26 protein-coding genes and 2 pseudogenes are annotated in these 26,741 nt (G+C 53.1%); 5 read left to right on the top strand and 23 right to left on the bottom strand.

All coding sequences use genetic code 11. The annotated features are described in order from the left end of the window. The first annotated feature begins 8 nt into the window (after positions 1-8). Positions 9-590 (top strand): hypothetical protein, encoded by a 582-nt coding sequence (locus ABHF33_RS01295; protein WP_348945271.1) that lies wholly within the window; start codon positions 9-11, stop codon positions 588-590. An 11-nt stretch (positions 591-601) separates the two neighbouring features. Beyond that, positions 602-1,141, top strand: coding sequence for a site-specific integrase (locus ABHF33_RS01290; protein ID WP_348945270.1), 540 nt, complete (start codon positions 602-604; stop codon positions 1,139-1,141). Positions 1,142-1,266: 125 nt separating this feature from the next. On the opposite strand, the gene ABHF33_RS01285 is transcribed toward ABHF33_RS01290, so the two are convergent. From ABHF33_RS01285 to tssA, 23 genes and pseudogenes are all read right to left on the bottom strand, one after another. Next, complete coding sequence (locus ABHF33_RS01285) at positions 1,267-1,521, bottom strand: pyocin activator PrtN family protein (protein ID WP_348945269.1); 255 nt, start codon at positions 1,519-1,521, stop codon at positions 1,267-1,269. 866 nt (positions 1,522-2,387) lie between these two features. Next, on the bottom strand, positions 2,388-3,188 hold the full coding sequence (gene istB, locus ABHF33_RS01280; protein WP_348944437.1) for an IS21-like element helper ATPase IstB: 801 nt from the start codon (positions 3,186-3,188) through the stop codon (positions 2,388-2,390). After that, complete coding sequence (gene istA, locus ABHF33_RS01275) at positions 3,181-4,719, bottom strand: IS21 family transposase (protein WP_348944438.1); 1,539 nt, start codon at positions 4,717-4,719, stop codon at positions 3,181-3,183. Before istA ends, istB begins: the two co-directional genes overlap by 8 nt. A gap of 114 nt (positions 4,720-4,833) precedes the next feature. After that, positions 4,834-5,276, bottom strand: a pseudogene (locus tag ABHF33_RS01270) (transposase); the annotation flags it as partial. A 290-nt stretch (positions 5,277-5,566) separates the two neighbouring features. Beyond that, positions 5,567-6,490, bottom strand: a complete 924-nt coding sequence (locus ABHF33_RS01265; RefSeq protein ID WP_348945268.1) for a hypothetical protein — start codon at positions 6,488-6,490, stop codon at positions 5,567-5,569. 219 nt (positions 6,491-6,709) lie between these two features. Continuing rightward, complete coding sequence (locus tag ABHF33_RS01260) at positions 6,710-7,093, bottom strand: hypothetical protein (RefSeq protein ID WP_348945267.1); 384 nt, start codon at positions 7,091-7,093, stop codon at positions 6,710-6,712. Between the two features lie 51 nt (positions 7,094-7,144). Further along, a complete protein-coding gene (locus ABHF33_RS01255) occupies positions 7,145-8,443 on the bottom strand; it encodes a hypothetical protein (RefSeq protein ID WP_348945266.1) in 1,299 nt (432 codons plus the stop codon). A gap of 47 nt (positions 8,444-8,490) precedes the next feature. Beyond that, complete coding sequence (locus ABHF33_RS01250; RefSeq protein ID WP_348945265.1) at positions 8,491-9,522, bottom strand: hypothetical protein; 1,032 nt, start codon at positions 9,520-9,522, stop codon at positions 8,491-8,493. An 8-nt stretch (positions 9,523-9,530) separates the two neighbouring features. Continuing rightward, the gene (locus tag ABHF33_RS01245; RefSeq protein WP_348945264.1) at positions 9,531-10,850 is read right to left on the bottom strand and encodes a hypothetical protein; all 1,320 of its coding nucleotides are present in this window, start codon (positions 10,848-10,850) and stop codon (positions 9,531-9,533) included. Positions 10,851-10,861: 11 nt separating this feature from the next. Continuing rightward, positions 10,862-11,041: a PAAR-like domain-containing protein gene (locus ABHF33_RS16905; RefSeq protein ID WP_432803950.1), complete on the bottom strand. Its 180-nt coding sequence runs from the start codon at positions 11,039-11,041 to the stop codon at positions 10,862-10,864. Continuing rightward, positions 10,983-11,165, bottom strand: a complete 183-nt coding sequence (locus ABHF33_RS16900; protein WP_432803970.1) for a PAAR-like domain-containing protein — start codon at positions 11,163-11,165, stop codon at positions 10,983-10,985. The genes ABHF33_RS16905 and ABHF33_RS16900 overlap by 59 nt, the downstream gene beginning before the upstream one ends. A gap of 109 nt (positions 11,166-11,274) precedes the next feature. Next, complete coding sequence (locus ABHF33_RS01240) at positions 11,275-12,378, bottom strand: hypothetical protein (RefSeq protein WP_348945263.1); 1,104 nt, start codon at positions 12,376-12,378, stop codon at positions 11,275-11,277. Positions 12,379-12,380: 2 nt separating this feature from the next. Next, a pseudogene (locus tag ABHF33_RS01235) lies at positions 12,381-13,543 on the bottom strand (DUF2169 family type VI secretion system accessory protein). 9 nt (positions 13,544-13,552) lie between these two features. Continuing rightward, entirely contained in the window at positions 13,553-14,167 is a 615-nt protein-coding gene (locus ABHF33_RS01230; protein ID WP_348945262.1) for a hypothetical protein, read from the bottom strand. A 2-nt stretch (positions 14,168-14,169) separates the two neighbouring features. Beyond that, complete coding sequence (locus tag ABHF33_RS01225; RefSeq protein WP_348945261.1) at positions 14,170-16,320, bottom strand: type VI secretion system Vgr family protein; 2,151 nt, start codon at positions 16,318-16,320, stop codon at positions 14,170-14,172. Between the two features lie 2 nt (positions 16,321-16,322). Further along, the gene (locus ABHF33_RS01220; RefSeq protein ID WP_348945260.1) at positions 16,323-16,847 is read right to left on the bottom strand and encodes a hypothetical protein; all 525 of its coding nucleotides are present in this window, start codon (positions 16,845-16,847) and stop codon (positions 16,323-16,325) included. Next, entirely contained in the window at positions 16,837-17,544 is a 708-nt protein-coding gene (locus ABHF33_RS01215) for a hypothetical protein (RefSeq protein WP_348945259.1), read from the bottom strand. The genes ABHF33_RS01220 and ABHF33_RS01215 overlap by 11 nt, the downstream gene beginning before the upstream one ends. A gap of 29 nt (positions 17,545-17,573) precedes the next feature. Beyond that, positions 17,574-18,374, bottom strand: a complete 801-nt coding sequence (locus ABHF33_RS01210) for a type VI secretion system accessory protein TagJ (RefSeq protein WP_348945258.1) — start codon at positions 18,372-18,374, stop codon at positions 17,574-17,576. A 273-nt stretch (positions 18,375-18,647) separates the two neighbouring features. Next, the gene (locus ABHF33_RS01205; protein ID WP_348945257.1) at positions 18,648-19,091 is read right to left on the bottom strand and encodes a hypothetical protein; all 444 of its coding nucleotides are present in this window, start codon (positions 19,089-19,091) and stop codon (positions 18,648-18,650) included. A gap of 73 nt (positions 19,092-19,164) precedes the next feature. Next, positions 19,165-19,650: an Hcp family type VI secretion system effector gene (locus ABHF33_RS01200; RefSeq protein ID WP_348945256.1), complete on the bottom strand. Its 486-nt coding sequence runs from the start codon at positions 19,648-19,650 to the stop codon at positions 19,165-19,167. Positions 19,651-20,138: 488 nt separating this feature from the next. After that, positions 20,139-21,647 carry a type VI secretion system contractile sheath large subunit gene (gene tssC / locus ABHF33_RS01195; protein WP_348945255.1) on the bottom strand — a complete coding sequence of 503 codons (1,509 nt, stop codon included), beginning with the start codon at positions 21,645-21,647 and terminating at the stop codon, positions 20,139-20,141. Positions 21,648-21,669: 22 nt separating this feature from the next. Then, positions 21,670-22,188, bottom strand: coding sequence for a type VI secretion system contractile sheath small subunit (tssB, locus tag ABHF33_RS01190; RefSeq protein WP_157314520.1), 519 nt, complete (start codon positions 22,186-22,188; stop codon positions 21,670-21,672). 27 nt (positions 22,189-22,215) lie between these two features. After that, a complete protein-coding gene (tssA, locus tag ABHF33_RS01185) occupies positions 22,216-23,211 on the bottom strand; it encodes a type VI secretion system protein TssA (protein WP_348945254.1) in 996 nt (331 codons plus the stop codon). Positions 23,212-23,400: 189 nt separating this feature from the next. Between tssA and tssJ the strand changes: the two genes are divergently transcribed. From tssJ to tssL, 3 genes are read left to right on the top strand one after another with little or no spacing between them, the layout of a single operon-like run. Next, positions 23,401-24,075, top strand: coding sequence for a type VI secretion system lipoprotein TssJ (tssJ, locus tag ABHF33_RS01180; protein WP_348945253.1), 675 nt, complete (start codon positions 23,401-23,403; stop codon positions 24,073-24,075). A gap of 39 nt (positions 24,076-24,114) precedes the next feature. Beyond that, complete coding sequence (gene tssK, locus ABHF33_RS01175; RefSeq protein WP_348945252.1) at positions 24,115-25,440, top strand: type VI secretion system baseplate subunit TssK; 1,326 nt, start codon at positions 24,115-24,117, stop codon at positions 25,438-25,440. 40 nt (positions 25,441-25,480) lie between these two features. Next, a complete protein-coding gene (gene tssL, locus ABHF33_RS01170) occupies positions 25,481-26,737 on the top strand; it encodes a type VI secretion system protein TssL, long form (RefSeq protein ID WP_348945251.1) in 1,257 nt (418 codons plus the stop codon). Positions 26,738-26,741 lie beyond the last annotated feature (4 nt).

The raw sequence follows: 26,741 nt of genomic DNA, 5'->3' as shown, positions 1-26,741 counted from the left end.
GTGAGCTAATGGCTTCTATTTTACGCGTAACTAATCGTAATGGCACGGTATCTTTCAGGGCGGACGTTCGTCTAAAGCGGAATGGTCGTGTTGTGCTGAATGAAAGCCGCAGTTTTCCCGTGCAGGGAGCTGGAGTACGTGCAGAAACCGTTGCCAGACGTTTGGCTCAGGACTGGGCGGATGCTCTGACTGAGAAGATGAAAGATGATGCTGCTCTTCATGCTCGAAAATTGAAGGGGCTTACTGTTGCTGGGTTGATAGATCGATACATCAAGTTTGTTGAGCAAGATAAGAAGATTGGTGAATCAAAGCAGAGTGTGTTGGGGATTTTGGCACGTTCTCGACTGGGAGCATTGTCGTTGGTTGATTTAAATGCTGCGCATATCATCGCCCATTGCCGTGATCGCCGGGCGCAAGGCGCAAAGCCGCAAACGGTGAATCAAGATGTAATCTATCTGGGAGGTGTGCTCAAATGCGCCAAGCCGTATTTTAATCTCTGCGTGGATATGACTGAGTTTATGCAAGCCAGAGTGCAGTTGCGCTCACTGGGTTTGATATGTAAATCAGTACTGAGCGTGACCGCCGTTTAAAGCCGGACGAGTTGGTAGCCTTTCTCGCTGCAGCTCGAGCCACTTCGCACAGAGGTTTTATCCCCATTGACGATATCGTGCGATTTGCCATTGCTACCGGCATGCGCCAAGGTGAAATCGTTGGGCTGCGTTGGGAAGATCTGAATGAAACTGACCGTACAATTCTGATCCGCGATCGAAAAGATCCACAAGTGAAGCTTGGCAATAATCAAACCGTTCCCTTATTGGGTGAGTCGTTTGAGATTATTCAGGCGCAGCCCATAATTGATGACCGAATTTTTCCTTATCATGGTGATAGCGTAAGATCTCGCTTTGAACGGTTGTGTTTGTTGGCAGGGATTGTTGATCTGACATTTCACGATCTGCGTCATGAGGGTATTAGTAGACTTTTTGAGCAGGGGTATCAAATTCAAGAGGTTGCCTTGGTTTCTGGCCATAGAAGCTGGAAGAACTTGGCCCGCTATACTCAATTGAGAGCTGTGGATTTGCATCGCGCCCCTAGATTCACCAAAATTGACCTAGGTCTGCCTGAGAGGACAGATCGACGTTAAAGTAACTAACCTTTTGGAAAGAATTATCATTTTATTTTTCGAAACTGCTCACAGATCAATAGTCTTTTTTTCAAAAAATGAGGTTGCTTTCTAATATGGATTGGTATGTTGCATTCTGGCAAAGCCTAAATTTTGCTTCGATGCCAGCTTATGCCTGCCAATTCAGCCTGCCGATCAATGTGCTCAGCCAAATCCGCCACTCTGACAAATCGAGGCGATTTACAGCTTTCAGTTAACCGAATCACTGGGAATGGCAGTGCATTTCGGGCGGCTTGTTCATTTACTTCCCTTTTTCCTAACCCTAAGAAATCTTTGCCAACCGTTTCAAGTGGGATCAGGGGGTGCTCATAGGTGGCAAGTAACAACATCACGGTATTCATATTCATCATCCCCTTGGCCTTAGATTGCCTAGAAACGAGCGACCAATTGTATTGGTGAGTCTTTTGTTTTTCGAGGTGTCATGACTCTTAATCAATACTTTCATCTGATTCTCCTTTCCTGTTCGTACTAAAACCAGTTTTAGCAATCAAACATGGAGTGTTTGATGCTGCCCTACTTGAATTGTGACTCGGTAAGCAATTCGATGCCTGCGGATACTGTCGTGCATACCAGATATTCACAAAAACTAGTGTGAGCGAGAGTAAAAAGCTGCCTCTGTATGTTTAGTTTCTGAATTGGGTCTATGCCATTATTTTTTGTTTTAATTGTAATGTCAAGATGTAGATTGAAAAATATATTCTGTGTTCTTTTCGTTGCTGCGCATAGAGACTTTTTTGTTGGATGGTTGAAAATCTGTTGTTCAGGAGAGCTGTCTTCTAGCTTGGACTCTTGTGTTCTCGGATGTTCAATTTTGTGTGTGATACATCAATGTGGTAATAGTTCATATAATAAAAATTATATGAACTTACTGTATTTTTTGTTTTGATGTTATTCAGGAAATAAAATATAAAATTTTATAAGATTGCAATCTACAAAAACTGTTGTTCCGTAAGGGTTTCTGTAAATTAGTGGTGTGTCCTGTCACATTGACGGATTAATTTATTAAATATATCTAATAAAATAAAGGTAGTTGATTTATGGGTAATTCTTCAAAGTTAGTCCGGATGTTCGCGCCGATTGAAATTTGACCCATCCTGCCGATCGAATTTTGACCCAGGCCGGGGCGTTGCTTTTTCATCGAGCAACTGTGGATAAGTCTAGCAAATAGCGAACGGCCCGCCCGCTATTTTTCATCATCACCTTCGCTTTAGAACTGCTCAGGTTCTGCCGTTAGTTCTTCCTTTCTGCTTTGCTCCCTTTGTTTGATTTTCGATTTCGCCACCATATTGCTGTGCTGGAAGCGGTAAGACTCATTGCCCGTTTCTACAATGTGGCAATGATGAGTGAGTCGATCCAAGAGCGCGGTCGTCATCTTGGCATCGCCAAATACACTCGACCATTCCGAGAAGTTCAGGTTAGTCGTGATGATCACGCTAGTGTGTTCATATAGCTTGCTGAGCAAATGAAACAGCAAAGCACCCCCAGCTTGGCTGAATGGCAGGTAGCCCAGCTCGTCCAGTATCACCACATCAACCCGCATCAAACTCAGCGCAATCCGTCCTGCTTTACCTTCACGCTTTTCCTTTTCAAGCAAATTGACCAAGTCCACTGTCGAGTAGAAACGGGCTCTTTTGCCATGACGCGTGATGCCTGCAATCGTGATCGCCGTCGCCAGATGCGTTTTTCCGGTACCTGGCCCACCAATAAAGACGGCGTTTTGTGCTGTTTCAGTGAAGGCCAGCGTGGCTAATTGGCCAACTAATGCTTGATCTAATTTGGTGGCACTGAAGTCAAATCCAGCCAGATCGCGATGCACAGGGAATTTGGCCGCACTCATCTGATGCTGGATCGAGCGCATACCTCGGTCGGTGTTTTCAGCTTGAAGTAAATGCTCGATCAGCCAACTGGAGGTATCAATACCTAGGCCACCTTGGGCTTTTAAATCCACCCAGGCACCAGCCATGCCATGCAAACGCAAGGCTTTGAGTTCTGCAGTGATGTCACGCATGATGAACCCCTTCATGTGTCACTACTTCAGTGCCGGCTGAGGTTAACTCATCGGTATCGCGCAGTTGGTCATAACGCTCGGTATTGGCTTGCGGTGCTTCGAGTAGTTGCAGCTGGGTTTGCGCCGATTCAGCGGTGGGCGGATCATTCAAGCGCGCGACGATATTCAGAATGTGTTCAATACTGAGTACGCCAGATTCCAACACCAGTTCCACTGCGACCAGCACCGCATCTAGCCCCGCAACGGGGACTGTCGCGAGCACCTGTGCCATCACTCGGTCACCGCCATCGCGTTTGAGCAGGCCTCGCTTGAGTCGCAACAAGGGTTCGGGCATATCGGCAAAGGGCGCGCCGTTGCGTAATGCGCCCGGTTTACGCCCAATCAACGGAATGTAATGCTGCCAATCAAAGCTCACCTGCTGCTTGCCCGTCAGGCGAGCATGACTGGCAACGATGTCATCATTGGCCACAATGACGACCTGCGTCGGATACAGTCGCACACTAACGCGATGGCGTGCCCATTCGCAGGGCACCGAGTAACGGTTACGGGCAATCGACACTAAGCAAGTACTGGAAACGCGCGCCAATTGTTCTACGTAGCCATCAAACGGCGTTGGCATCGGCATCATCTCCAGCCTTTCTTGCTCCAGCATTTCTGCGATGCTGAGCCCCTTGAACTCTGGATGCGGCAGTTCTGCCCACAACGCCCGACAACGTTCGCCAAGCCACGCATTCAACGCCTCAAAGGTGCTGAATTTAATGCTTTGGGCTTCAATCCAGATTCGCCGCCGACTATCCTGAACATTCTTCTCGACGACGCCTTTCTCCCACCCTGAAGCCACATTGCAGAAATCGGGATCAAATAGATAATGTGCGCACATCACCGCAAAGCGCGCATTGACGATCCGGCCTTTGCCCTTCAAGACCTTGTCGACTGCGGTTTTCATATTGTCGTAAATGCCGCGTCGCGGCACACCACCCAATGCAGCAAACGATCTGGCATGTGCATCGAACAACATTTCATACCCTTGGCTGGGATAGGCCACCAACCAGAAGGCACGACTAGCGCAGAGTTTAAGGTGAGCCACCTGAATCTTGCGATAGAGACCGCCAATCACCAGATTCTCCTCGCTCCAATCAAATTGAAACGCTTCACCCAGCGCAAATTGTAATGGCACAAACCCCTGAGACGTTTTACCGGCTTTACCTCGCCATTCGCGAATGAAATCCGTCACGCGACTATAGCTACCGGTATAGCCTTCGGCCTGAATCTGCTCGAACAATGCTTTGCCAGTACGCCGATTGTGCTTGGCACGAAAGGAATCAGCTTTAAGGGCTTGTTCTAAAGTAGCGCAATACGGAGTGAGTTTACCGGGCTTGGGTTGCCGGATGTAACGAGGCTCTGCCTTTGAAGCGGGCTTGCGAACCCAGGTGCGGATGGTGTTGCGCGCCAGACCGGTACGCTTAGAAATTTCGTGCAGCGATAACTTATCGCGAAAAAACATCCTGCGGATTTTGCCAATCATTTCCATGGTGATCACCTTTTAGCCTCTGCCTAAGAATTAAGCAGAACAAGTAGAACACCTGGGTCAATTTTGGATCGGCACAACTAGCTAAAGTGGGTCAATTTTCGGTCGGCGACAACATACTTTGGCGCGCAACTCGATTCGTTCACGATCAATATGCTGGCGTCGATGCCGGTAATGGTAATAACTGGAACGGCAAATACCGAAGGTGCTGCAGACCATTTCTACGGGTTCATGCTCACTTAACTGGTCTACCAGTGCGTACGATTGAGTTCGTCCGCCATTAAGAGAGCTGTGGCGTTTTTTAACAGGGCTTTCTCCCGTTCCAGCCGATCAATGCGCGCTTCGAGCTCCTGAATGCGACGTTGGTCTGGAGTGAGTGCTTTGGCCTGCGGCGTGATACCCTGTCTTTCCTGTTTCAGCTGCTTAATCCAGCGACGCAGTATGTTCTCGCCGACGTTCATCGCCTTACTGGCTTGTGACACCGTGTGGCCTTGATCGACGACCAGACTGGCGGCTTCGGCTTTAAATTCCGGGGTAAATGTCCTGCGAACCTTGCTCATGAAACACCTCGTTAATGGTGGCGAGATTACCACCTAAGTTGGTGTCCGAAATCATTGAACCACAACAGTCTTGTTTCATTGGCATTGCGTGGGCTGAATTGAAAATGATGCTAGGTATATGGCTGGAGTGATTATCCAATTTGGCCTGTAGACCTATACCCTATAGTGTGTCTGCAGCAGGCGTGCTTGGCTGGGTGGCGGCCTCGGCGTTAGCATCACCACCCCCGCATCATTATGATCAATGGCTATGCATTGATGCCCTGGAATGTATTGCTGGTTTCTACATTCCATCAAGGCTGGCGCTTGAATTCCTCGCGGATCGTGCTGCCGATTTGCAGCAAGGCGGGCAAATCGCTTTGCTTGGCCGGGCGGCTGCCGGGGTTGTAAATGATTTGCGCATGACGTCCGTTTTCCAGCAGTTGCACCACCATAGCCATATTGCCCGGTGCTGGGCAGGCATAGCTGACATAACTGTGCAAGCCAAGGGTCGGCAGATCTAGCACGATGCATTGCTGCTCGTTTTCGCGCATGACCGCCAGCGTTTCCGGCTTGTTCAATTCGCGATCCGTATTGATGGTCAGGCTGGCTTCGCTGCCATCGACGCTGGCGATGCAATGGTCATTGGCCAGCTGGTGGATGGTCAGCTTGCCCTTGCCCAGTAATTGCTGGGCCTGTTGTTTGCTGAACCACGGGCATTCGCCAACGCGTTGCTGGGCTTGTCCCAGGCGCGGCAGGCTTTGTTGCGCCATACCGTGCAAGTTGGCCAGCGTTTCGCGGTCAAATTCGCTGTCGGGTGTGCCATGTAGCTGGAAAACCAGTAAATCCGTACCCTTGCGTACCAGCAAGCCGGCCTGCGGTGTCGCCCCTTCACTGGCCAGCCCGACAAAAGCCTGCTCGCCCAGCTTCGGGCGGCTGGCGTCGCGCTGCAGGCCGGCAAAGGCTGTTTTCTGATAGGTATCAAACAATGTTTTTGCTTCGGCTGCATTGGGGCGGCGCTGTACATTGAGCATCAGTACTTCGCCGCCGGATCGCCAGATGCAGGAGCCATAGGCCTCGACCCGCAGCAAGGTAGTTTCCGGCCCTAGCAAGGCGGTTGCCGCTGCGTCATCCAGTAGTGGACATTGCTGCGCTGCCGCCGAGGCCGTACCGGCCAGTATGAAACTGGCGCTTGCGAACGCCAGCTGTGTCAGAGTGCGTTTGAATGAGTGCTTCATGGGTGAAACTCCAGATAAGAATATTGACTTGAAAAATAGGGGGCTGTTTGCACAAGACTGCTTTATCAGCGGCGTAATCTGCCGCGATCCGCCTTGCATTCAAACTCCAGCTCTCTGAGGAGCACGAATTCGTTGCTGCCCCGATTTATGCCGCTGCCAGAATTGATGGCGGTTTAGCTCATAGCACTTGCCAACAAGGAATAGCCTGAGAGATTGGCATCAGGCAGCCCAATCCGCCATCATCAGCAGCTGCCGCAAGTCCGGTTGTGCTTCGCTGAGTGTATGCGGGGCGATGTCGAGCTGGCTGGCGTCGGCGGCGCGCAAGATGCCGGCGCGCACCAGCCCGCTGGCGTTGTAGTGCAGGCAGAGCGGCAGGTCGTCGGGGATGAAATCGCCCAGCAGTTCGGCGTGTTCTTCAATGTCCAGCCACAGGCAGACCAGGCCGGGCACATCGTGTTGCTGCACATAGTCATGAAAACCGGGGCGCAGATCGCGGCATTTGCTGCACCAGCCCTCGGCGGCCAGCACAACGAGCAGGGCGCTGCCGGGGGCGGCGAGGGTGCGGGCGATGCGGGCGGCATCCAGCCAGGGATCAAGCAACATCGCGCAACTCCTTGCTGCCGGCGTGATTCGGGCATGTGTGATGGTTCAGCATCATCGCTCGGCCCCGCTCAGTGCTGCCAGCGCGGCATGCTGTTGCCACCAGGGGGCGCGGATGTTCAGGCCATGTTGCGGCGCAAACTGGCGCAGGGCGCGGGTGGCAATCTGGCGCAGCGCCTGCGGCGCTTCGTGCAGCACCATCAGCAAGTTTTCCGGCGAGTGCGGCTGGCCCAGCAGCAGGCGCTGTCCGACCGGCAGCGATAGCGCAGCATCGCAGGCGCGCACGGCGGCCGGGTTGGGCAAGGGCAGGCCATCATCGGCATCAGGGTTGGCCTCGTGCAGCGGCTGGTCCGGGTCATACGGTGGCTCGGGCAGCAGCAGGCCGTTGGCGTGCAGATCGACGCCGGTGAGTGTCTGCCACACCCAGCCGGCCAGCCGTGCGTGTTCGGGCTGTTCGAGCTGCCGCAGTACAAAGCCGCGCAAGGCCGGGTCGCCATGCTGCAGCACGAAATGCAGAGCCTGGCGCGGCGGCAGGTGTTCAAGCAGAGCCGGCACATCCGGATGCCCCGGTGGCACCAGCCAGGCCAGATGGCGCAGCCAGCGCTGCAGGCGGCGCTGCGCCTGCTGCTGATACCAGCCGCTGGCGCTCGCCAGCACGGCCAGCTGCTCCTGCACGCTGCGCAGCAGGGTGGCGGCCGCGCCACTGGCCAGCCCGTGGTGCGCCAGCGCAATTGCCGCCTCGGCACGCACAGCGCTATCCGCATCGTTGCGCAGTGCATCCAGCGCAGCGGGTGGCGTCACTGGCAGCGCCGCGGCCACCCGGCAGGCGGCTGCGCGCACATGCGGTGACTCATGCTGCAGCCAGTGATCGGGCACGCTGACCGGCGCACCGGCCACGGCATCCGGGCGCAGCGCGATGGCGCGCAAGGCGGCGACGGCTTCCACTGTGCCGGCGCCGGGCTGGCTCCAGGCGGTAATCAGCGGCGCGACATCGCTGGCAGGCAAGCAGGCCAGCGCCGAAATCAGCCCGCGCAGCAGGCTGTCTGGCTGCTGGCGAATCTCGGCCAGCAACTGCGCCAGCGCCGCCTCGTCGTGCAGACGGATGGCCGCCCAGGCCAGGGCAAATGCCTCGCCCGCACCGCGCCAGCGCTGCAATTCGCCGCGCAGGATCACCAGCCCCGCCGGGCCGGCCACCTGCAGGCCTTCCAGATGCGCGCCCAGCAGTTGCGAGAAATGCCAAAGCCGCTCGGGCTGCAGATGTGGTGACAGCGCCGATTTGTTATGCAGAGTCCAGTAAAACGCAGCATCGCCGGCGTGGCGTTTGACAAGGGCGGGAATCAGATTGCTGTGCATGAAGATGTAATCAGTTCGCTTATGAAAAACTGCTTGTGTGATGCTGCTTAATCGAAATCAAACATGCTGAACAGCCGCGTCCAGCGCTGGCCGTTGTACAGGCAGGCGCCGTAGGGGCCGGCGGTGAGCAAAAATTGCCCGCAGGGGCTGACGTCGAGCCGGCCGGAGACCATCGCATTGGGTGAACGCGGGTCGATTTCCTGTAGCGGCACCAGCTCCTTGCCATCGAGCGCGAACAGCCCGCCCCAGCCACCCAGGATCAGTCGGTCGGCAAACCACACTGCGTCGATGGGCTGGCTGCCCCAGGGCAGGTCGCTGTTGGCCAGCAGCTCCCAGCGGTTTTCGCGCCCGGCCCACACCTTGCCTTTCTGGTCGCTGATGTAGACGCGGCCATCGCTGCCACAGCACACGGTTTCCAGATGGGCATTGCTTGGGAAAGCACACTGCTGCCAGTGCTCACCATTAAAACGCCAAACGTCACCATAACCGCCCACAGCGTACATATCATTGGCGGCAAAAGCTGCCAGATCTTGAAAACCAAGCGTAATGGACCAGCTTGTTTCACCTTCACTAGGCAGTTGCTCTGGCAAGGGAACGCCCTTACCCTCTGCCCTTAGGTCGACCCATTGCTCGACGCCTTCGCGGCGCAGGATGCGGCGACCGCTGCCGACGGCGTACACTTTTCCGGCTGCGCGTATAACGCGCCTGCTTGTGCTGGTGGAGCCTTCCCCATAGTCCAAACTGAGTAGTTTATCGATAGGTTTTTCTTCGCCTTTTTTCTGCGCATTGGATGAAAAAACCAGCGTGGCCAAATCGACAGCGACAAACTCGGGTGGATCGGTATTGCGCACGATACTAGTGAAGCGGAACTGGTTGTGGTCCCAGGTGCCACAAGGCTGCTCATCATCCATGTCATTTGCAATAACATGAATGATGCGAGTGAGCGGGTAATATCCTTCTTGCCGGTTTTCTTCGCTTAGTACAAAGCAATAGCGCTCGTGATCGAGAATGCTGCAATCCAGAATCGTATAACCTTTTAGCCAATCGTCATGGCTTTGCTGAGTGATATTTACTTTCATAGCGATCCTTAGAATGTTTTTGTTTTAGGTGGTTTGGTTGGAACCGTTGGCCCGCCATTGGGTAGACCTGAGTGTGGTGTTACCGCGGCTTCGGAGTCTTTGCAAGTGTGGGCTTCTTTGTAGTACTTATCCAGCTGGGCCTTGATGCATTCTTTTTTGCACCCGTATGGTTTTGCCAGTCTTTCTGAAATATCGTCGGCTGTTTTATTGTAAGGGACGGATGGTTGGTTCCGTTTGTCGTTTATGTAATCTTCTGTCAGAGTGTGTGCTGCACCATGTGAGCCATTGCCGGGGCCATTGGAGGTTCCTTCCAGGCACATAGTCGGGGCAGAGCCATGACTATACTTGCTCCAGCAATCAAGCTTTGTGGTTTTTTCTAGTGTCGTGTATTGGCTCTGGTTAGGAGGTTTTCCCTTGGTCTTGGTCACTTTTTCGTAATTATAAAACATGGCATCTGGCAATACATGATGCGCCGTCTGGCCAGGGCAGCACCCGTTGCCACTCATTGGGTTTTTATTGTCGTTATATGAAACCAGCTTGCATTTTCTGGCGCGCAGGCAGTCATTGCTGAGCGCAATGCCGGCCTGCATTGTGGCCATCAAGTCTTCATAACTGAAGTTGTTACCAAGAATCGCTGTTATTTCGTCAAGCTTGCTGGTGAATTGATCCAGTTCCAGCTCAAGCTGAGCGTAGCGTTTTTCCATGTCATTGGTAACGATGGCGCCAACGGTATTGCCAATCGCATGTCCAAGCATCTCATACATGCCGATCCGGCTTAGCGCTTTTGCAAGCAAGGGAGAACGCATCGTTCCCATGCGCTTGATGACTTTTTCCTTGGCTTTTTCCGCAATTTCATCCGCCTGCTCCTTGAAGAAGTCATCGGCAAAATTTTGCAGCTTTTCCAGTGCGGCTTTTTGGTCGTGCATGATTTGCTTGGCTTCTTTCTCAAAATGCGTGCGCATTTCATCCTTGAAGCTGTCAATACTGAAGCCATCGCCATTGGTGGGCTTGTGCCATAGCCCTGTGCATTGCTGGTATACCCAGCAATTTTCTTTGCTCTCTTTGTGGCCGGCCTCTTTGATCTTGTCCTTGGCTTTTTGGTCGATGTTGACCAGTGCTTCCCGGAGCTTTGCCTGAGTTTTTCTCAGTATGCTGCCTTGCTTGAGCTTGGCAGGGTCCATTTTTCCGCTATTGAACTGCTTGTCCCTTTTTTCTTTTGCTTCTTTTGTGCCATCGCATTTGCATTCATTGTTTATGTCTTTTGTTGTTTTCTCACAATGCTCTTTAACTTGATCGTCCCAATAGCGAAATGCTGCGGTATTAGCCATGATTCAGCCCCTTACTTATGGTTGTGCGTAACAGGGTCGATATGACGGCAGACATTCAGGCCTTCGAATTTCACATTGCTCGACCAGTCAACAAAATAGACCTTGCCGGTAATGACTCCGGTGCGGATTCCTTTACGGAATGCTTGAGTTGCCGGTTCTGTTGCCGGTGCTGTTGGCCAGATAGGACACATCCTTCAGCGCGACTTCGGTGCCACAGATGAAGACCGTGCTGCTGCCCTTGGCCAGATTGCTGGCAAAGCCGGTGTTCGGGTAGGGAATGACAATCGGGCCAGCCTTGGGGGCGGCGGGCTCCAGCAGGGGTCTGGGAAGGCCGGCAATGCCTTGCCATCTACCGCCTTGGAGCAGGCTTCGTTGTCGTTGATGTAGACGTGGGTTTGCATCGTGGGTCCTTGGGCGATGTGGCTCAGGCCACGAGAGGGGGAGTGAAGCCGGCGATCACGCAGCTGCGCAGGCCATTGTCGTTGGCCTGGTGCAGCAGGCCCAGTTCGCCGGGCGGGTAGAGCTGGCTGTCGGGTTGACCGCGCATGCGGTGCAGCCAGGCCAGCATGGCCGGCCCGGTGGCAGCACCGATTTCGCCGAGCCGGTCGGCTAGCGTTAATACTGGTAGTTTGGCAGCGTCCTGCGGTGTAATGCGGGTGAGGGCGTTAACAGCATCGGTAACGAACCAGGCTTCGCCATTCTGGTCGCTCAGGCGGAAATCCAGATCGGCCATGCCGACACGGGCATTGCTTAGCGCTGCGCGCATGGCCGTGGTCATGCCCTGCGAGCGGTTGGGCACGTCGCCGCCCATGCGCGCAGCTTCTTCACCCTTGCCCCAGCCATACAGCCACAGCCGATTGGGCAGTGCGTCGAGTTCGTCTTGCGGGAGCTGATGGCGTTCTATCACGACGGCGGCAGCGGCTTCGCCGGGAATGAAGCCGTCGGAATTGTCATCGGCCAGCAGACGTTCGCTGGCGAGGTAGTGATTGATGCTGGCAGCGTCGAGATAGGTATCCGCGCCGATCAGCATGGCCCGATCCAGCGGATGGCGTGCCAGCCATTGGCCGATCTGCTCCAGCGCACTGGCCAGCCCGGCTCGCCCTTGCGGAATGATGGCGCTGAGCGGATGCACCGGCAGGCCAAACTCTTGCATGGCCTGATTGAAAGTGGCCTTGTACCAGTCGGCTTGTAGGCCATGGCGCTCGGGACTGGGTGCGAGCCACAGCATGGGCATGGCGTGCTGCTGCGGATCGGGCAGATGGCGCAAGGCGTCGCGTACGGCATGGCCGATCCAGCTGGCTAGCCGGTCTTGCCCCCAGACGTTTTCGCCATCCAGTCGGGCCACGATGATGGGCTCACCATTGCGGCCGATGAATTCGCTGTGCTGGAAGTGATCCATGCTGGCGGCAATGGCGCAGGCTGCGGCATCCAGGTTGTAACCCACGGCACAGCACAGCCCGGCGCTGGCCACACTGAGCACCGGGCGCGGTAGCGCAGGGCGGGTATCGGGTAATAAAAAATCAAGCATGGTTAGTCGTGGCCTTCGGCGGATTCATGTTCATCATCGTGGCTGGCCTCATTCACTTCATCCGGCTCTGGTGATTTGCTGCAGCCGCTGCAGCCGCCGCTATTGATCCCCAGTACTTTGTCTTGCCACCACCGGGCGTTGACTGGGCCGACGGCGATGGTGTCGAACTCCTGCAGGCGGCGGCGGATGGGGAGGCTGGTGCGCCAGACTGCGCTGAAGCGCGGGCCTTCCGGGTGGTTCAGGTCGAAATACAGCGTGTCGGCCAGCGCAGTGGGTTCGTCCACGCTGTAGTCTTTGCGCAGCACACGTACCTGCAGCCGGTTGAGCACCGGCAGGCGAAAGCGCCGTTCACCGCCACCGGGCAGCATGTTGAACAGCACGACTTCTTCGCCGCCTTGCGGGTAGGGCATCTGCTGATTCACAGGCGCGCATTGGTGGAATTGCTCGTCGAAATCTTCCGGCAGAAAGGGGAAGATGTTTTCTTCCCAGTGGCGGTCATAGGTTCCCACATAATTCTTGCGTGGTTCCCAGTGCCGACCGATGGCGGAAAACGCGATTGGGTCGTGGGCATTGGGGTGACGGATGGGCTGGGTGTGCGCTTCCAGCCGGGGGCGGGCTGCAGGTGCAGCTGGTCGAGGGTGTGACGCCCCGCCCAGCCGCTGCCCACCGGATTGGTCAGCAGGGCTTCGCTGAGTGTTTCGTTGCCTTTCTGATAATCGCGGCAGCCGCCCAATGCCATGCCATAGTGTAGCGGGCAGGTGGTGAAAGGTTCGGCCTCGCTCAGATTGAATTCGCCAGCCTGTTTGTGCCAGACGCGCGGCCCCGTTGCCCGTAGCCCTTTGCGTAATTCGCCGACTTGCCAGCCCACCAGCAGTTCGCGCACAGGTTTGCCCTCAGGGGCATGGGCGCTGGCGTTGAACAGCACATCGCAACGCGGTTTGAAGCGTACATAGTCGCTACCGTATAGCATGGCCGAAAGCCCCGGCTCGCCGACATGCAGATCGGCATCGTGTAGCGGATCGGGAGGTACGGGGCGTGGGCGCTGCCCGGCCTGCGGTACCTGCCAACTGGCCTTGGTGACGATGACTAGATGCTCCTGCCCGCTGACATCCAGCGCGGTGAATATGCTGCTTTGCAGGTGTTTGCTGCCAACTACGATTTCCATCTTCCTGCCTCAGTTGATGCTGACCGAGCCGCCAAGAATGCGCTGGGTGGCGCTGGCCTGGCTGGTGATATAAGTGCCGCGCAGGGTGATGCGGCCATCGGCGCTCATCAGCAAGGATGCCTTGCCACAACGCAGCTCCAGGGTGTCGAAGGCTTCCAGCTCGATGTGGCGGCCATCGGCGATGATGTCCGGGTTGTCTTCCGCATCCGCTTCAGCATCTGTTTCTGCATCCGCTTCTGCATCTGTTGCAATTGGTGCTGCGGGCGCGAGTCCAGCCGGTTCTTCCTCCGGGCGAGCCGGATTGAGGATGGGGCCGAGAATTAGCGCGTGTTGTGGCGGTGGCCCGGCAAAGGCAATCGCCAATGTGCTGCCGAGGGGCAGATCGCGCAAGTCACTTAACGTCATGGCAGTAATAGGGCTAGGGGTAAGGTCTGGTAGCCCAATCAGTGGAAGCCCTTCAGGCGTATACCCTGCAAAAATACCTAGGGCAACTCCCTGCGCGCCCGCTGGAAGCAGGCGGGTCGTACTGGCAGGTTGTTGCAGTAAGGCATGTAGCGGGCTAGGCTCGGTCGAATCGGTCGGCTCTACATCAGGCAAGGCAGTGGGCAAAGCATATTGTTGCATAGTCAGTTTTCCAAAATCTTTTTGCCTTTCATGACGATATTGCCATCGGCTTTATAGGTTTGTTCATCGGTTGTACCGACACTCAAGGTGTGGCCATTGAGGATGATCGTGCCGTCTTTTTTCATTGTGAAAGTAGCTTTTCCGACCTTGATGGTGAATTCCTCACCGGCTTCGATGGTGTAGATCTTGTTGACTTGGGTGGTTTTGTCGACACCGATCTGTGCATTTTGGTATAGCGCTACCGAGGTGTTCATAAAGGCACCCACCGTGGTTTGATAGGCCGCGCCAATCGACAGTGCTTTGGCGAGGCCGATGGTTTCCGCCTTGGCCAGCATCACCGTTTCGGTCTTGGTTTTTTTGATGGTGACAGTTTCCGCGCCGCCCACCGTTTCGGTGCGGTTTTTGCCGATGGTGATGGTTTCGTTGCTGCCTACGGTTTCGGTGCGGTTGCTGCCGATGCTGATCGTTTCGTTGTTGCCGACTTGCTCGGTGCGGTCGTTGCCGATGGTGATGGTTTCGTTGTGGTCCACCGTCTCGGAGCGGTCGCGCTTGACGTGCACGGTTTCGTCGCGGTCGATGGTCTTGCTGCGGTCGCGCCCCACCCAGTGCGATTCGTCGTTTTCCACTTCGATGCGCTGATCTTTCTCGGCGTGCAGCCACACTTCTTCTTCGCCCTTCTTGTCTTCAAAGCGGAAGATGTTGGCATTGTCCGGCCCGCCGCCGGGGCTGGAGCGGCTGTAAAGCCCCGATTGTGTCTTGGTGCTGGCATTGCCCCATGGGGTGGGCTGCTCGTCGTTGTAGACCCGGCCAGTGATGATGGGGCGGTCGGCGTCGCCCTCGATGAAGGACACCAGCACTTCCTGACCGATGCGCGGAATCGACGTCGCGCCCCAGCCCTGGCCGGCCCAAGCGCTGGCCACGCGCACCCAGCAGCTGGATTTGTCGGTCTTGGGGCCGTAGCGATCCCAGTGGAATTGGATTTTGACGCGGCCTTTTTCGTCAGTGTGGATTTCCTCGCCCGGCGGGCCGACCACCACGGCAGTTTGCGTGCCCTGCACATAGGGTTTGGGCGTCATGCGCAGCGGGCGGAATGGGGTTTTGGCCGGTTGCACCGTGATATGGCACTGGCTCAGGCCGCTGCCGGTGCCGGTGGATTCGTAGGTGTTTTCTTCGAGCATGATGTGCTCGCTGGTGATCAGATATTCCTGATTCTGATCCTTGCGCGGATGATCGATCAGGGTAAAGAGCTGGCCGCAGCCCAGGCCCTCAATCGGACCCGCACCGGTGGCGGTTTCATAGCGCGCCTGTGCCGCTTCCAGCCGAACGCTGGCAAAATGCTGGCCACGCTCGGGCGCGTAATACTCGCTGGGCCACAGATACACATCGTGATTGGCCTGGCCATGGCTGCGGCCTTCGCTCTGATTGGCCTGCAGATTGGCCGAAGGGCGGAAATAATCATAATCATTGACGACAAATTTGGTGCTCTCCACCGCTTTGCCACAGCGCCAGTGGGCAAAATGCTCCTGATCAATGTGCATACCGCTGTCTCTGGCCCCGTGCTCAAAAGGCAGCACCTCATAGCCGCCACGCGGCTTGTGGGCCGCAACACTATCGGCCAGTACCAGCACATGCGCACCCGCAGCATGCTCGAAGTAGAAATAAATGCCTTCCTGCTCCAACAAGCGCATCACAAAGTTGGCATCGGTTTCACCCGCCTGCACGCAGTAGCGGCGGGGCGGATAGCTTTGCGTCGTGCGATCCACAAATCGGGCAATGCCGTGATCAGCGAACACCTGCTTGATGATGTCCAGCGTGCTGAGCTTCTGGAATACCTTCCAGTCGGCACTGCGGGTGAGAAACCACAGCCAGGGGCGCAGCTCGGCCTCGTACCGGTAGTACTGGCCTTCCTCGCCAGACAGCACCATGCTGGCGACATACTGGTGGACATAGCGCACTCCGCCCTTGGGCAGATCGATCTCGATGGTGACCGGATGGCCCACCAGCTGATCCAGCGGCAGATTGGCGCTGGGGGAGAGCGCCACGAGCTGGTAATGGCTGATATTGCTGAGCAGCTCGGTGCCCGCCAGATTACGGAAAAACAGCTGGGTTTCGGGTAAAGGGCTGCGCAGGCGGAAGGTACGGGTGCTGAACATGATTAACCTCGGGAATGCGGCAGCCAGCTTTGCTGGCTAGCAGATTGAGATGGCGTGGCTACTGAGCCGTTGTTACGCCAGAATGGGTACACTTCGATAGGGAGGGCCATGGTGGGACCCATGAAGAAAAACAGCCCGAGATAGATGCCAGGCACTACCCAGAGAGATCCAAACGGCTCACCGCCATCCAGCAATGGTACAAGCAGAAACATGAAGCCGATCAAGAGAGGTAGTAGCCAGAATGGCAGACCTATCAGCAGGCTAAGGCCAAGCCAGCCGCAGCTTTGTGTACGGGCACGCCAGCTAGCCAGTGCTTTTAGTAGCAATATTCCGCTAATAATTAGCCCAATGGTGAGTAGTAGCTGCTGGTTTGTGCCTTCGCGCCTAGATAATTCGCCCCCTGCAATCAGGCTGCTAGCGGTGATGGAAACGCCGTACAGTGTGCAGAGCAAGGTATCCAGCAACAAGACCAGTCGTAACCGTGTTGTCTCTGGGTTGTCCATTTCAATTTCGAGCTTAGAAAACATTCATGCGCACCCGATTCAAAATGGGGTCTACTTTGCCGCTGGTTTCATTGACTGAAAACTGTTCGGCAAAGTCGAGAATGCTGTTAAATTCACGTGCAATCAGTTTGCCTAGCCAGAGCCCGCGCTTATTCTGGCCGCTCCAGTACTGCTTGATCGGATTAAAGGTCTGACCCGAATAGCTGCTACTCATGGTTTGCCAGACTTTGCGCAGATCGCTGATGCTTTCCATGGCTTCAATCGCTCCGAGCGTGTCGCTGGCTACTTTGGCTGTACTGGCTAATGGTTTGATGCCGGTCCACAAAGCGTACATGCTGGGGCTGTTAATAAACTGGCGCTCCAGTGCATAGGCCACCTCAACATATTCAATGTCGTAATACAGCGGGATGCGCGGATCGCGGAATTCGGTGTCTTCTATTTTGCTATCGCCCGATTTACCCCCGCCAATCACTGGATGATGCGTGATATGCAGATTGCCCCTGATTAATTCGCCTGCATCAATCACATCACGGACAAAGCGCACTGTGCCTTTTTGGCGTTCATACATGCCCAGCTCTTTGAGCGCATCACACAATGTCTTGTAGCCGAAGTGGCGTTGGCCTTGTTTTAAATCGAACCCGACGGGTTGCGGATTGGCGCCTTGCCCCAGCAAAGTGAGCGTGCGGGCATAGTCGCAGGCCATACCAATAGGGTCTGCCATGCCCCAGGGCAAAGGAGAGCGGGGGCAACTCATTGATCAGCGGCCTTGCTGTTAGCGTCAAAACTTAGCGAAACGATGGACAATAGATTGAAGTCTTCACCATCGCTTGCCAGTATCCGCTGGCCCTGGCCATGCCAGCTGTCGTGCGGCTGTTCGATCCAACGAGTAGCACGGCAGAGTGCGTGCTGATCATCTGCGCTTTCCGATCCGGGATAGCGGGCCGGAATCAGTGCTGCCAGTTCTTCGCCTGCGTGGGTGGTGATGATGGCCTGACGCCAAATCAGGTCAAACAAGGTCTGTGGCGGGAAAAAGCGTATTTGAGTTAGCATTTCTGGCGCCAGCCAGTGGTAATCACCGTCGATGATGGCCTCGAAGGCCGGGCCCATGCGCGGGTCGGCATCCGCCAGCCAGGTAAATGGCTGGCCGTCAATTTCACCACTAATCGCAGGCGCTTCATGGCATGCCCGTTGCCTTTGTTCTTGCGCTGCGGCGGTGTTTTGTTGTTGCTCCAGTTGCAGCGCAATGGCCAGATCAAGTAGCCAATCTGGCGTGTTCGGCAAATAGTGAGGCGCGGCAAGGCCCGTAAAGACTTGCAGACGTAGCTGTTCACCACGAATCGCACCACCATAGGTTTGAGTAAACCGGGCATAGGCTTGATCAGCTTTTTGCAGATGTTCGATTTGCAAATGAGCACGCTCCCATTGACCATTGGCACAAAGTAGCTGGGTCAGCGCGATCCGGTGCTGCGGATCTGATGGTGCATTGCGTACTCGATCCTGAATCTCGGTCAGTTGCTCGGCGAGAGTTTGTGGTGAAAGAATGGTTGTCATTTTAGAATTCTGAGCAGTCAAAGTGATGTGTATAAACTGTTTATTCTTGCGAGATCACTCATGGGTAATAATGTGAATTACCTGTCATGGTTATCATTTTTGTTTGAGAACTTTGACTTTCCAATTTTTACGAGTAAATTGATGATGGCAATCGCAAGGAATAATAGTATTGTATATTGGCCAAGAATTTGAAAGACGAACCAGGCCAATATAGCAAGTATTATGCAAACTAGAATAAATGCCAAATTGCTTAGATTGTTCATTTCATACGCTTCAAACTATTCTAGCTCTAGCAGCAAAAGATTTTCTAAATATTAGATTTGTATCTAAAATCTGAGGGTTAAGTCGGTAAAATGTACTTAATCCTTCAAATTGTAAGTTGTTTTGTTCTGCAAAAACAAACAAGTCTGAAATACGAGCTCCACACCCTAATGAACGACCGCTCGCAACAGCGATGCTGCCAATAACCGCGCCTGTGTATGCTGCTGCTCCGATTGATGCTGCAACAGCTAATAGTTCAAGGCCTGTTGTGGCGCCAATTAATTCCGCCATCGTAGCCCCTTTGCCAAGGGTTTTTAAGGCTGATACCAATGTTGTTGCAGTTGCAATTGCAGTATTGTATGTGTCAAATAAGGAAGTGGGAAAGGGGAGTCCTAATTCATCCATATTTTCTTTGAAGTATTTTTTAAAATCACCTGTGGCATAGCATTTAGTCATTACTCGAACCTGTTTTTTTGCATTTGTTTCGCTTGAAGCAAGGAGGCATTTCCTCCTTGCTTAAATAATCAAATTAAACTTTTTTGTTCGCTTTGATATCGTACTCGGTCACGATTGCGCCGCCTTTGGCCGAACCATCTGCACCTTGTGGCTGGTATTCGATCTTCACTTTCGAGAATGCCAGGCCTACGGTTTCAATCAAGCCACCACCACTGTTGCTGCCACTAGGTTGCACATTGGTCACCATCACATCAGTCATGGTCACTTTGTAGAATTCAAGTGGCTTTTCACCGGCTTTGCGTACGGTCAATACCGCTTTAGGGATGTGTTTACCACTCATACAAACCTGCATCAGGATCGGGCTGGCTTTGTCCACGCTGTGTGTAAAGACCAGATCATCCACTGATACCTTGCCTGCGCCGCCACCAGTACCTGCATGCATGCTTGCACCTTGGCTCATGCCCCAGTCCAAGGTCAGCAGCTCGATTTCATTGGTGTGCGTGCTATCAAGCGATTCGCCTTCAATGCCATCGATTTTCAGGAACATATCATTTGCCATTATTACTTCTCCGTATTATGTGGCTGCGCCACTGGTTCAATAAATTGATAAGCATTCATTCTCCGGTGGCCAAAACGACCGGCTCGTTTTATCACTGAAGCAGGGAGTGAAAGCTCATCGGAATATCAAGAAACAAGCTTGCTTATTCAATGCAAGGCTTCGCTGGCAAACCTGCAACTATGAAATTCAATTCAGTTTCAATCGACTACTCATTTCGAACGCTTACTTCGCAATGGTAACAAATTTACTTGATTATTAATTAATTTGTAGTGTGATTGATTTCACATGTAAGTAATTTGGCGTTTGGTGGCTTGCTGAGGAAAGGAGCGGTGAGTTGCATCTTGGTCAAATTTAGATGTATATCCTTGTATTCATTGATAGCAAAGGGCTGTAGATATATACCCATTGAAAATGTTTCTACTCAGTGCTGGTGATTACTGCCTGTGCAACACGGGGAAGTTACACAGGCAGTGATTTAGCAATGCGGATTACGCACCACCTTCCTTGATCGATGGCAGTTTGGAAACCAGGCGCAGTGATACGGTCAGGCCTTCCAGCTGGTAGTGTGGGCGCAGGAAGAACTTCGAGGTGTAGTAGCCAGGATTGCCTTCTACTTCCTCCACGTGCACTTCGGCGGCGGCCAGAGGCTTCTCGGCCTTTACTGATTCGGAGGAGTTTTCCGGATCACCATCGACGTACTGCAGTACCCAGTCGTTCAGCCAGCGCTGCATTTCGTCGCGGCTCTTGAAGGAGCCGATCTTGTCGCGCACGATGCACTTCAGATAGTGGGCGAAGCGGCATACCGAAAACAGGTAGGGCAGGCGCGCAGCCAGGTTGGCGTTGGCGGTGGCGTCCGGGTCGACGTATTCCTGCGGCTTTTGCAGGGACTGCGCGCCGATGAAGGCGGCCATGTCGGAGTTCTTGCGGTGCAAGAGCGGCATGAAGCCGTTCTTGGCCAGTTCTGCCTCACGACGATCGGAAATGGCGATTTCGGTCGGGCACTTCAGGTCCACGCCGCCATCGTCGGACGGGAAGGTGTGGCAGGGCAGGTTGTCGACCGCACCGCCGGATTCCACGCCGCGAATGCGCGAGCACCAGCCGTAGTACTTGAACGAGCGGTTGATGTTCACGGCCATGGCGTAGGCCGAATTCGCCCAGCTGTAGCGTTCGTGGGCGGCGCCGGCGGTGTCTTCCTCGAAGTCGAATTCATCCACCGGGTTGGTGTTCACGCCATAGGGCAGGCGGGCGAGGAAGCGCGGCATGGCCAGACCGATGTAGCGCGCGTCGTCCGACTCGCGCAGCGAGCGCCAGGCGGCGTATTCCGGCGTCTGGAAAATCTTGGTCAGGTCGCGCGGGTTGGCCAGCTCCTGCCAGGATTCCATCTGCATCACCGAGGGCGAGGCGCCGGCGATGAAGGGGCAGTGCGAGGCGGCAGCGGTGCGGGCGATTTCGCGCAGCAGTTCGACATCCACCGGGGTGTGGTCGAAGTGATAGTCGCCCACCAGGCAGCCAAACGGCTCGCCGCCGAACTGGCCATATTCTTCTTCGTAAATGCGCTTGAAGAAGGGGCTTTGATCCCAGGCGGTGCCCTTGTAGCGGCGCAGGTTGCGGTGCAGTTCGGTCTTGGAAATGCTCAGCACCTTGATTTTCAGCATCTCGTCCATTTCGGTGTTGGTGACGAGGTAATGCAGGCCGCGCCAAGCTGATTCAAGTTGCTGGTATTCAGGGTGGTGAATCACCTCATTAAGTTGGGCAGACAGCTTGCGGTCTAGCTCGCCGATCATACTTTCAATGGTGCGCACGGCATCGGTGCTGATCAGGCCGGTTTGACCCAGGGCCTGGGCGGCCAGGGTGCGCACGGCTTCTTCGACGGCAGAGCGGGCTTCATCGGACTTAGGGCGGAATTCCTGCTGCAGCAGGCGGGTAAAGTCGTTGTCCACCTCCAAAGTGACGGTATTGGTACTCTGCTGGGGGTGATCGAGTAGTTCTTGATTCATTTATCGGGTCTCCTTACAGGTATCAAGCCTGATCTTCTTGCTTGGGAGCACTGGATAGCGCTGCCAGCAAGGTGGGGTCATTGAGTAGCTCGGTAATCAGTTTTTCCGCGCCATTTTTGCCGTCCATGTAGGTCAGCAGATTGGAGAGTTGCTGGCGTGCTTCTAGCAGTTTGCGCAGCGGTTCGATTTGCATGGCTGTTTGGGCTGGGCTGAAATCGTCCATGCTTTCGAAGGTCAAATCGACGCTAATTTCGCCTTCGCCAGTTAACTTGTTGGCTACACGGAAAGCCGTACTTGGCTTGAGTGATTTCATTCTGCTGTCAAAATTGTCGACATCGATTTCCATGAACTTGCGATCAGCAAGTGCTGGCAAATTTTCTGCCGATTTACCCGCCAAGTCCGAAAGCACGCCCATTACGAATGGGAGCTGAATTTTTTTGTCCGAACCATATACTTCAACGTCATATTCGATCTGGACGCGGGGCGCTCGATTACGCGCAATAAATTTCTGACCACTGTTTCCGGTGGAGGGTCTAGCCATTTTTTTGTCCTCTTTGATGGTACTGGGTTAACGATTCAATCCGGCAAGATGCTCTATCTGCGAAACACCGTCCGGGTTGAGTTCATTCATCAATTGGAGAAAATCCATTGACAGTATTTTTTGAGCGCGACGAAGCAATAGCGGTGCGGGGTTGCTTGGCTCATGTTTTGCGAGGTAGTCACACATCTGGTCTATCTGCTGCACGATGTCAGCACGACTTTGGATTTGGCCACTAGCTGCTCTGATTGTGGATTCAGCAATAATCGTTTGGGTTTGCGTGGCGTCAATCTGCTGATTGCCTGCGACTGGGGTAGGTGCCTCACTGGGCAAGTGATGGAGGACTACCCGAAGAAGCTGTTGCAAATTTTCAGTAACTGAGCTGTGTGTGGAAACGTGATTTTCTAAAATGTCATCAATCCGCTGGCAGCAGGCGATGCAGTCATTCAGGGTTCGGCTCAAGGCCCTTGCAGCATCAGGTTGCGCCTGAATGTGCTGCTGTAATTCACCGAGTTGCAATTTTGAATGCTGATGGGCGGTATGTAGTTGCTCGATATCTATGATCCGGATCACATCATGGCCGCGTAATGGTAGGACAGGTGTGAGCCTTAACTGACGCAAAAGAAAGTCATTGTCGTTAATTGCACCCAAGGCATTCAGTCTGAAAGTGCTATCACCGTCTTCCAGTTCAGGATGTAGGTGCCACCAATACTTTGTAAGTAATTGTTCGATGAGACCTAAAGAGGGGAGTAGTAAATCCAAACCCTCGGTTGCAATCAGACTGCGTGTGAAGACCGTCACTAGACGCAGATCTTTAGATTGCTGTATAAGGCTGACACATTGCTGTCGAGCTTTGATCCAATCAGGCTCAATTGCTGGAATGATAGTGTCGCCAAACTGTTGTTCTGGGGTGCCTTGAACTAGTGCCTCGAGTGAGAAAAACTCAGCGCTGTATTCAAGGTTTATGCCGCATGGATGCTCACTATTACTTGTTTCTGCCAGAGCTAAAATTTCATCTGAGTTCATGATTTTAAAAGTTAATTTGTATTCTGATTGTCGTATTTACAGGTTTTTTTGCTGATTGGCAATAGTATCGAATATTAGCGTTTTCTTCTAATTTGCTGACTATTGCCTTGGTGCAATATTGTGATTAGACTTTAATAAAGTCAAGTGTAAGAAAGGTAGCTTTTAATTGATTAACATAAAGGTGTTTTTGTGCGTAGTTTTGTTGTGATTACAATTGCATGTTTGCTGTTGAGTGCTTGTGCTAGCCGTCCTCAAAACATGGATGTGTTGGTCGTTGCTGATTCTGCGGTGAATCCAGATTCAAATGGCAGACCATCACCTGTAATTATGAAGCTATATCAAATGAAAGGTGAAAGGGCTTTCAAATCTGCTGATTATTTCCAGCTAAGTCAGTCTATGGAGCATTTTTCGCCAGAAATTTTAAGTATTGAAGAGTTGATTTTGCAACCGAGTGATGTGACCCGCTTCACACGTTCAATTTCACCAGAGGCAAAATATTTGGCTACTTTTGTTGCTTTTCGTGATGTAGATTCATCGCGCTGGCGAAATGCCGGTGAAGTCGGCGATGTTCGGACTTTCGAAATACCATTTGTTAATTGGGGCTACCGCCAAGATTTGGCATTGCTGGTCGAGGTGGCGCCGGCAAAAGTTAAATTGAGCTCACCACCTTCTACTGCCGTACTCACTGCTGTCGAGGCAACATCAAAAGCCGGTCGCTTGGCTGGTGCTTTGCCAGCGTCGCTTGGATCTAGGGCCTCGGCAGCTGTAGAGAAAGCTGCTTCGCAGGCCGCAGTTCAGGGTGAGCAGATGGTGAAAGAGAAAACCAAAGACGCGCTTCTAAAAAAATTGCCTAGCTTGCGTTAAGGCTGAGCTTCTGATTCCCGGGATTTAAAAGATTTAAACATGATTAACAATCGCGTCGTGTGGAGTGAAGGGCTGTTTATCCAGCAGCAGCACTTCCAGCAGCTGGATCGCTCAATAGATTATCGCTTTAGTCGTGTAGCAGCTCTGGGTGCAGAATGGTTCTGGGGATTTTCTGCCTTGGAGCTGGATACCGGCATGGCTGAAGTTGGAAAAGTCGGTTTGCGGCGAGCTGCAGGCGTACTCAAAGATGGCTCCGTATTCTCATTCCCGGACAATCTTGAATTGCCTGATCCAGTGGATGTGCCTGCTGATGTTCGTGATGAACTGATTTATCTGGCGATCCCTTTGGGTATTGAGGGGCGTGCTACACATGCATATTCGGGAGCCGAAAAACATGCCGCCCGATATCGTGTAAAAGATCTCTCAATCAGTGATGTGTTTGATGCTCAACTCGCTGTTGATATTGCGCTGGCTGAAGAAAACTACCAATTACTACTTGCGCGAGATATGAGCGCGGAGTTCATTGGGCTTCCTGTTGCTAGCGTGGTAGAGAAACTGGTTGATGGTCGTCTGCAGCTTGATGCTGCATTTATTCCTCCTTTACTCAATTGTCATCATCCGTTAGTGCGTCAATGCCAGCACGAGTTACTTGGCATGTTTCGCCAACGTGGCGTAATGATTGCAGAAGGGATTTCAGTTGAGCGGGGTTCGGGTGCGGCGGATGTGACCGAATTTTTGATGCTTCAAACCGTAAATCGGCATTTGCCATTCCTTGAACAACAACTTCAACGTCCAGCGCTACCATTTTCGGATTTTTATTTCTATTGCCAGCAAATGCTGGGCGATTTGCGAGTTTTTCTGCCTGCAAAACGCCTGCTGGATAATGTGCCCTTATATCAGCATGAACAACCGCATTTATGCCTGATGCAAATCATGAAGCAGCTACGTGAGTTACTTACCTTGGTAATTGACCAATCAGCAATTCGAATCGATTTGCAAGAACGTCAGCTGGGCGTGCGAATTGCGATTATGTCCGACAGCGCTCTCTATGGCATTTCACGATTTGTACTTGCGGTTAAAGCAGAAGTTGCTAGTGAAGTAGTGCGGAGTCGTTTGCCATCCCAGATTAAAGTTGGCCCTGTTGAGAAAATCCGTGAGCTTGTAAACCTGCATTTGCCAGGTGTTGCTATTTCCAGTTTACCTGTTGCACCTCCACAAATTCCATTTCATGCAGGTTTCTGCTATTTCGAATTCGATCAAAGTAGCGATTTCTGGCGTCCATTGCCTAATTCAGGTGGATTGGCTATGCATATTGCGGGTGAGTTTCCCGGGCTCCAAATCGAGCTCTGGATGATTCGATCCTGATTTTAATTTAAGTTATTTAAAGAGTAGTGAGGAGGGAAGAGTGACTGATGCGGTAATCAATGCAAAAGGCTCGCAAGAGTCTTGGGCGCAGCTGTTTGGTGGAGCTCAGTCTACTGGGCATGTTGATGTACATCAATTTGACGTACGTGCAGCAGAAAGCCTAGCTTTTGGCCTCAATCCAATTGTATCTGCAGCTGGCGAGCTGTTGTACACAGGTCTTCAATTGCGAAACGCAAAAGAAGCTTGTGATCTTGCGCTATTGCAACAACTGCTCATCGCTAAAGTTGGAGAGTTTGAAGAAGCAATGCGCATCCGGGGTGTTCGCCATGAGCATGTAATTGGTGCGCGTTATGTAATGTGCACTTTTCTGGATGAGATTGTTGCTAGCTCTTCGTGGGGTGGGTCATGGTCTGCTACATCACTGCTCGTCCACTTTCATAAAGAAACTTGGGGCGGTGAGAAGTTTTTCCAATTGCTCGAGCGGTTGAAAGAGTCTGCAAATGAAAGTCGCGATTTGCTTGAATTAATGTATGTCTGCATGAGCTATGGTTTTGCTGGTCGTTATTTGGTTTTGGATGGCGGCATGCAGCAGCATGAGGTCATTAGGAAAAACTTAGGGGAGCTGTTGCGAACTTTACGCCCTTCTGCAAATGCCGAGATGGCAAGTCAATGGCAAGGGGTTTCAAAGCAGAGTAAGCGATCCATGGTGGTTGTCCCGATTTGGGTTGCTGCGGCTCTGCTCTCGTTGGCCGCCTTGCTTTTATATCTCTTTCTCTCCCTGCGATTGAATCAATTTTCCGATCCTGTTTTTGGAAGCATTCAAAGCCTGCGTGTTAAATCGAGTGGTGACGCTATTCCGGCCAAGGAGGCACGTTTTTCACGCTTCCTAGAGCGTGAAGTGCGGGAAGGGCTGGTAAGCGTTGCTGATTATGAAGACCGATCAGTGGTGACTATTTTAGGTGATAGTTCTTTTAGCTCAGGCAGTGCTGATGTATTGCCTATTGTTCTGCCTGTATTACACCGGATCGGGCTCGAACTTAAAAAATATCCTGGTGCAGTAGTCATTAATGGTCATACGGATAATCAGCCTATCAGCAATTTACGTTTTCCATCGAATTGGCAGCTATCTAAAGCACGTGCTGAGTCAGTTGCCACTGTATTGGTTTCAGATATAGGCAAGGGGCGTATTGAAGTAAAAGGCAGTGCCGACTCGGAATCTGTGGCTGACAATTCGACTGCAATAGGTCGGGCCAAAAATCGGCGGGTTGAAATTACCGTATTCATTACCAACAAATAAGCAG

It is taken from the genome of Chitinibacter sp. FCG-7, from assembly GCF_040047665.1.
GTDB lineage: Bacteria > Pseudomonadota > Gammaproteobacteria > Burkholderiales > Chitinibacteraceae > Chitinibacter > Chitinibacter mangrovi.
Note: the sequence above shows the minus strand (reverse complement) of the source record. Positions and strands in the feature narration are given on the sequence as shown.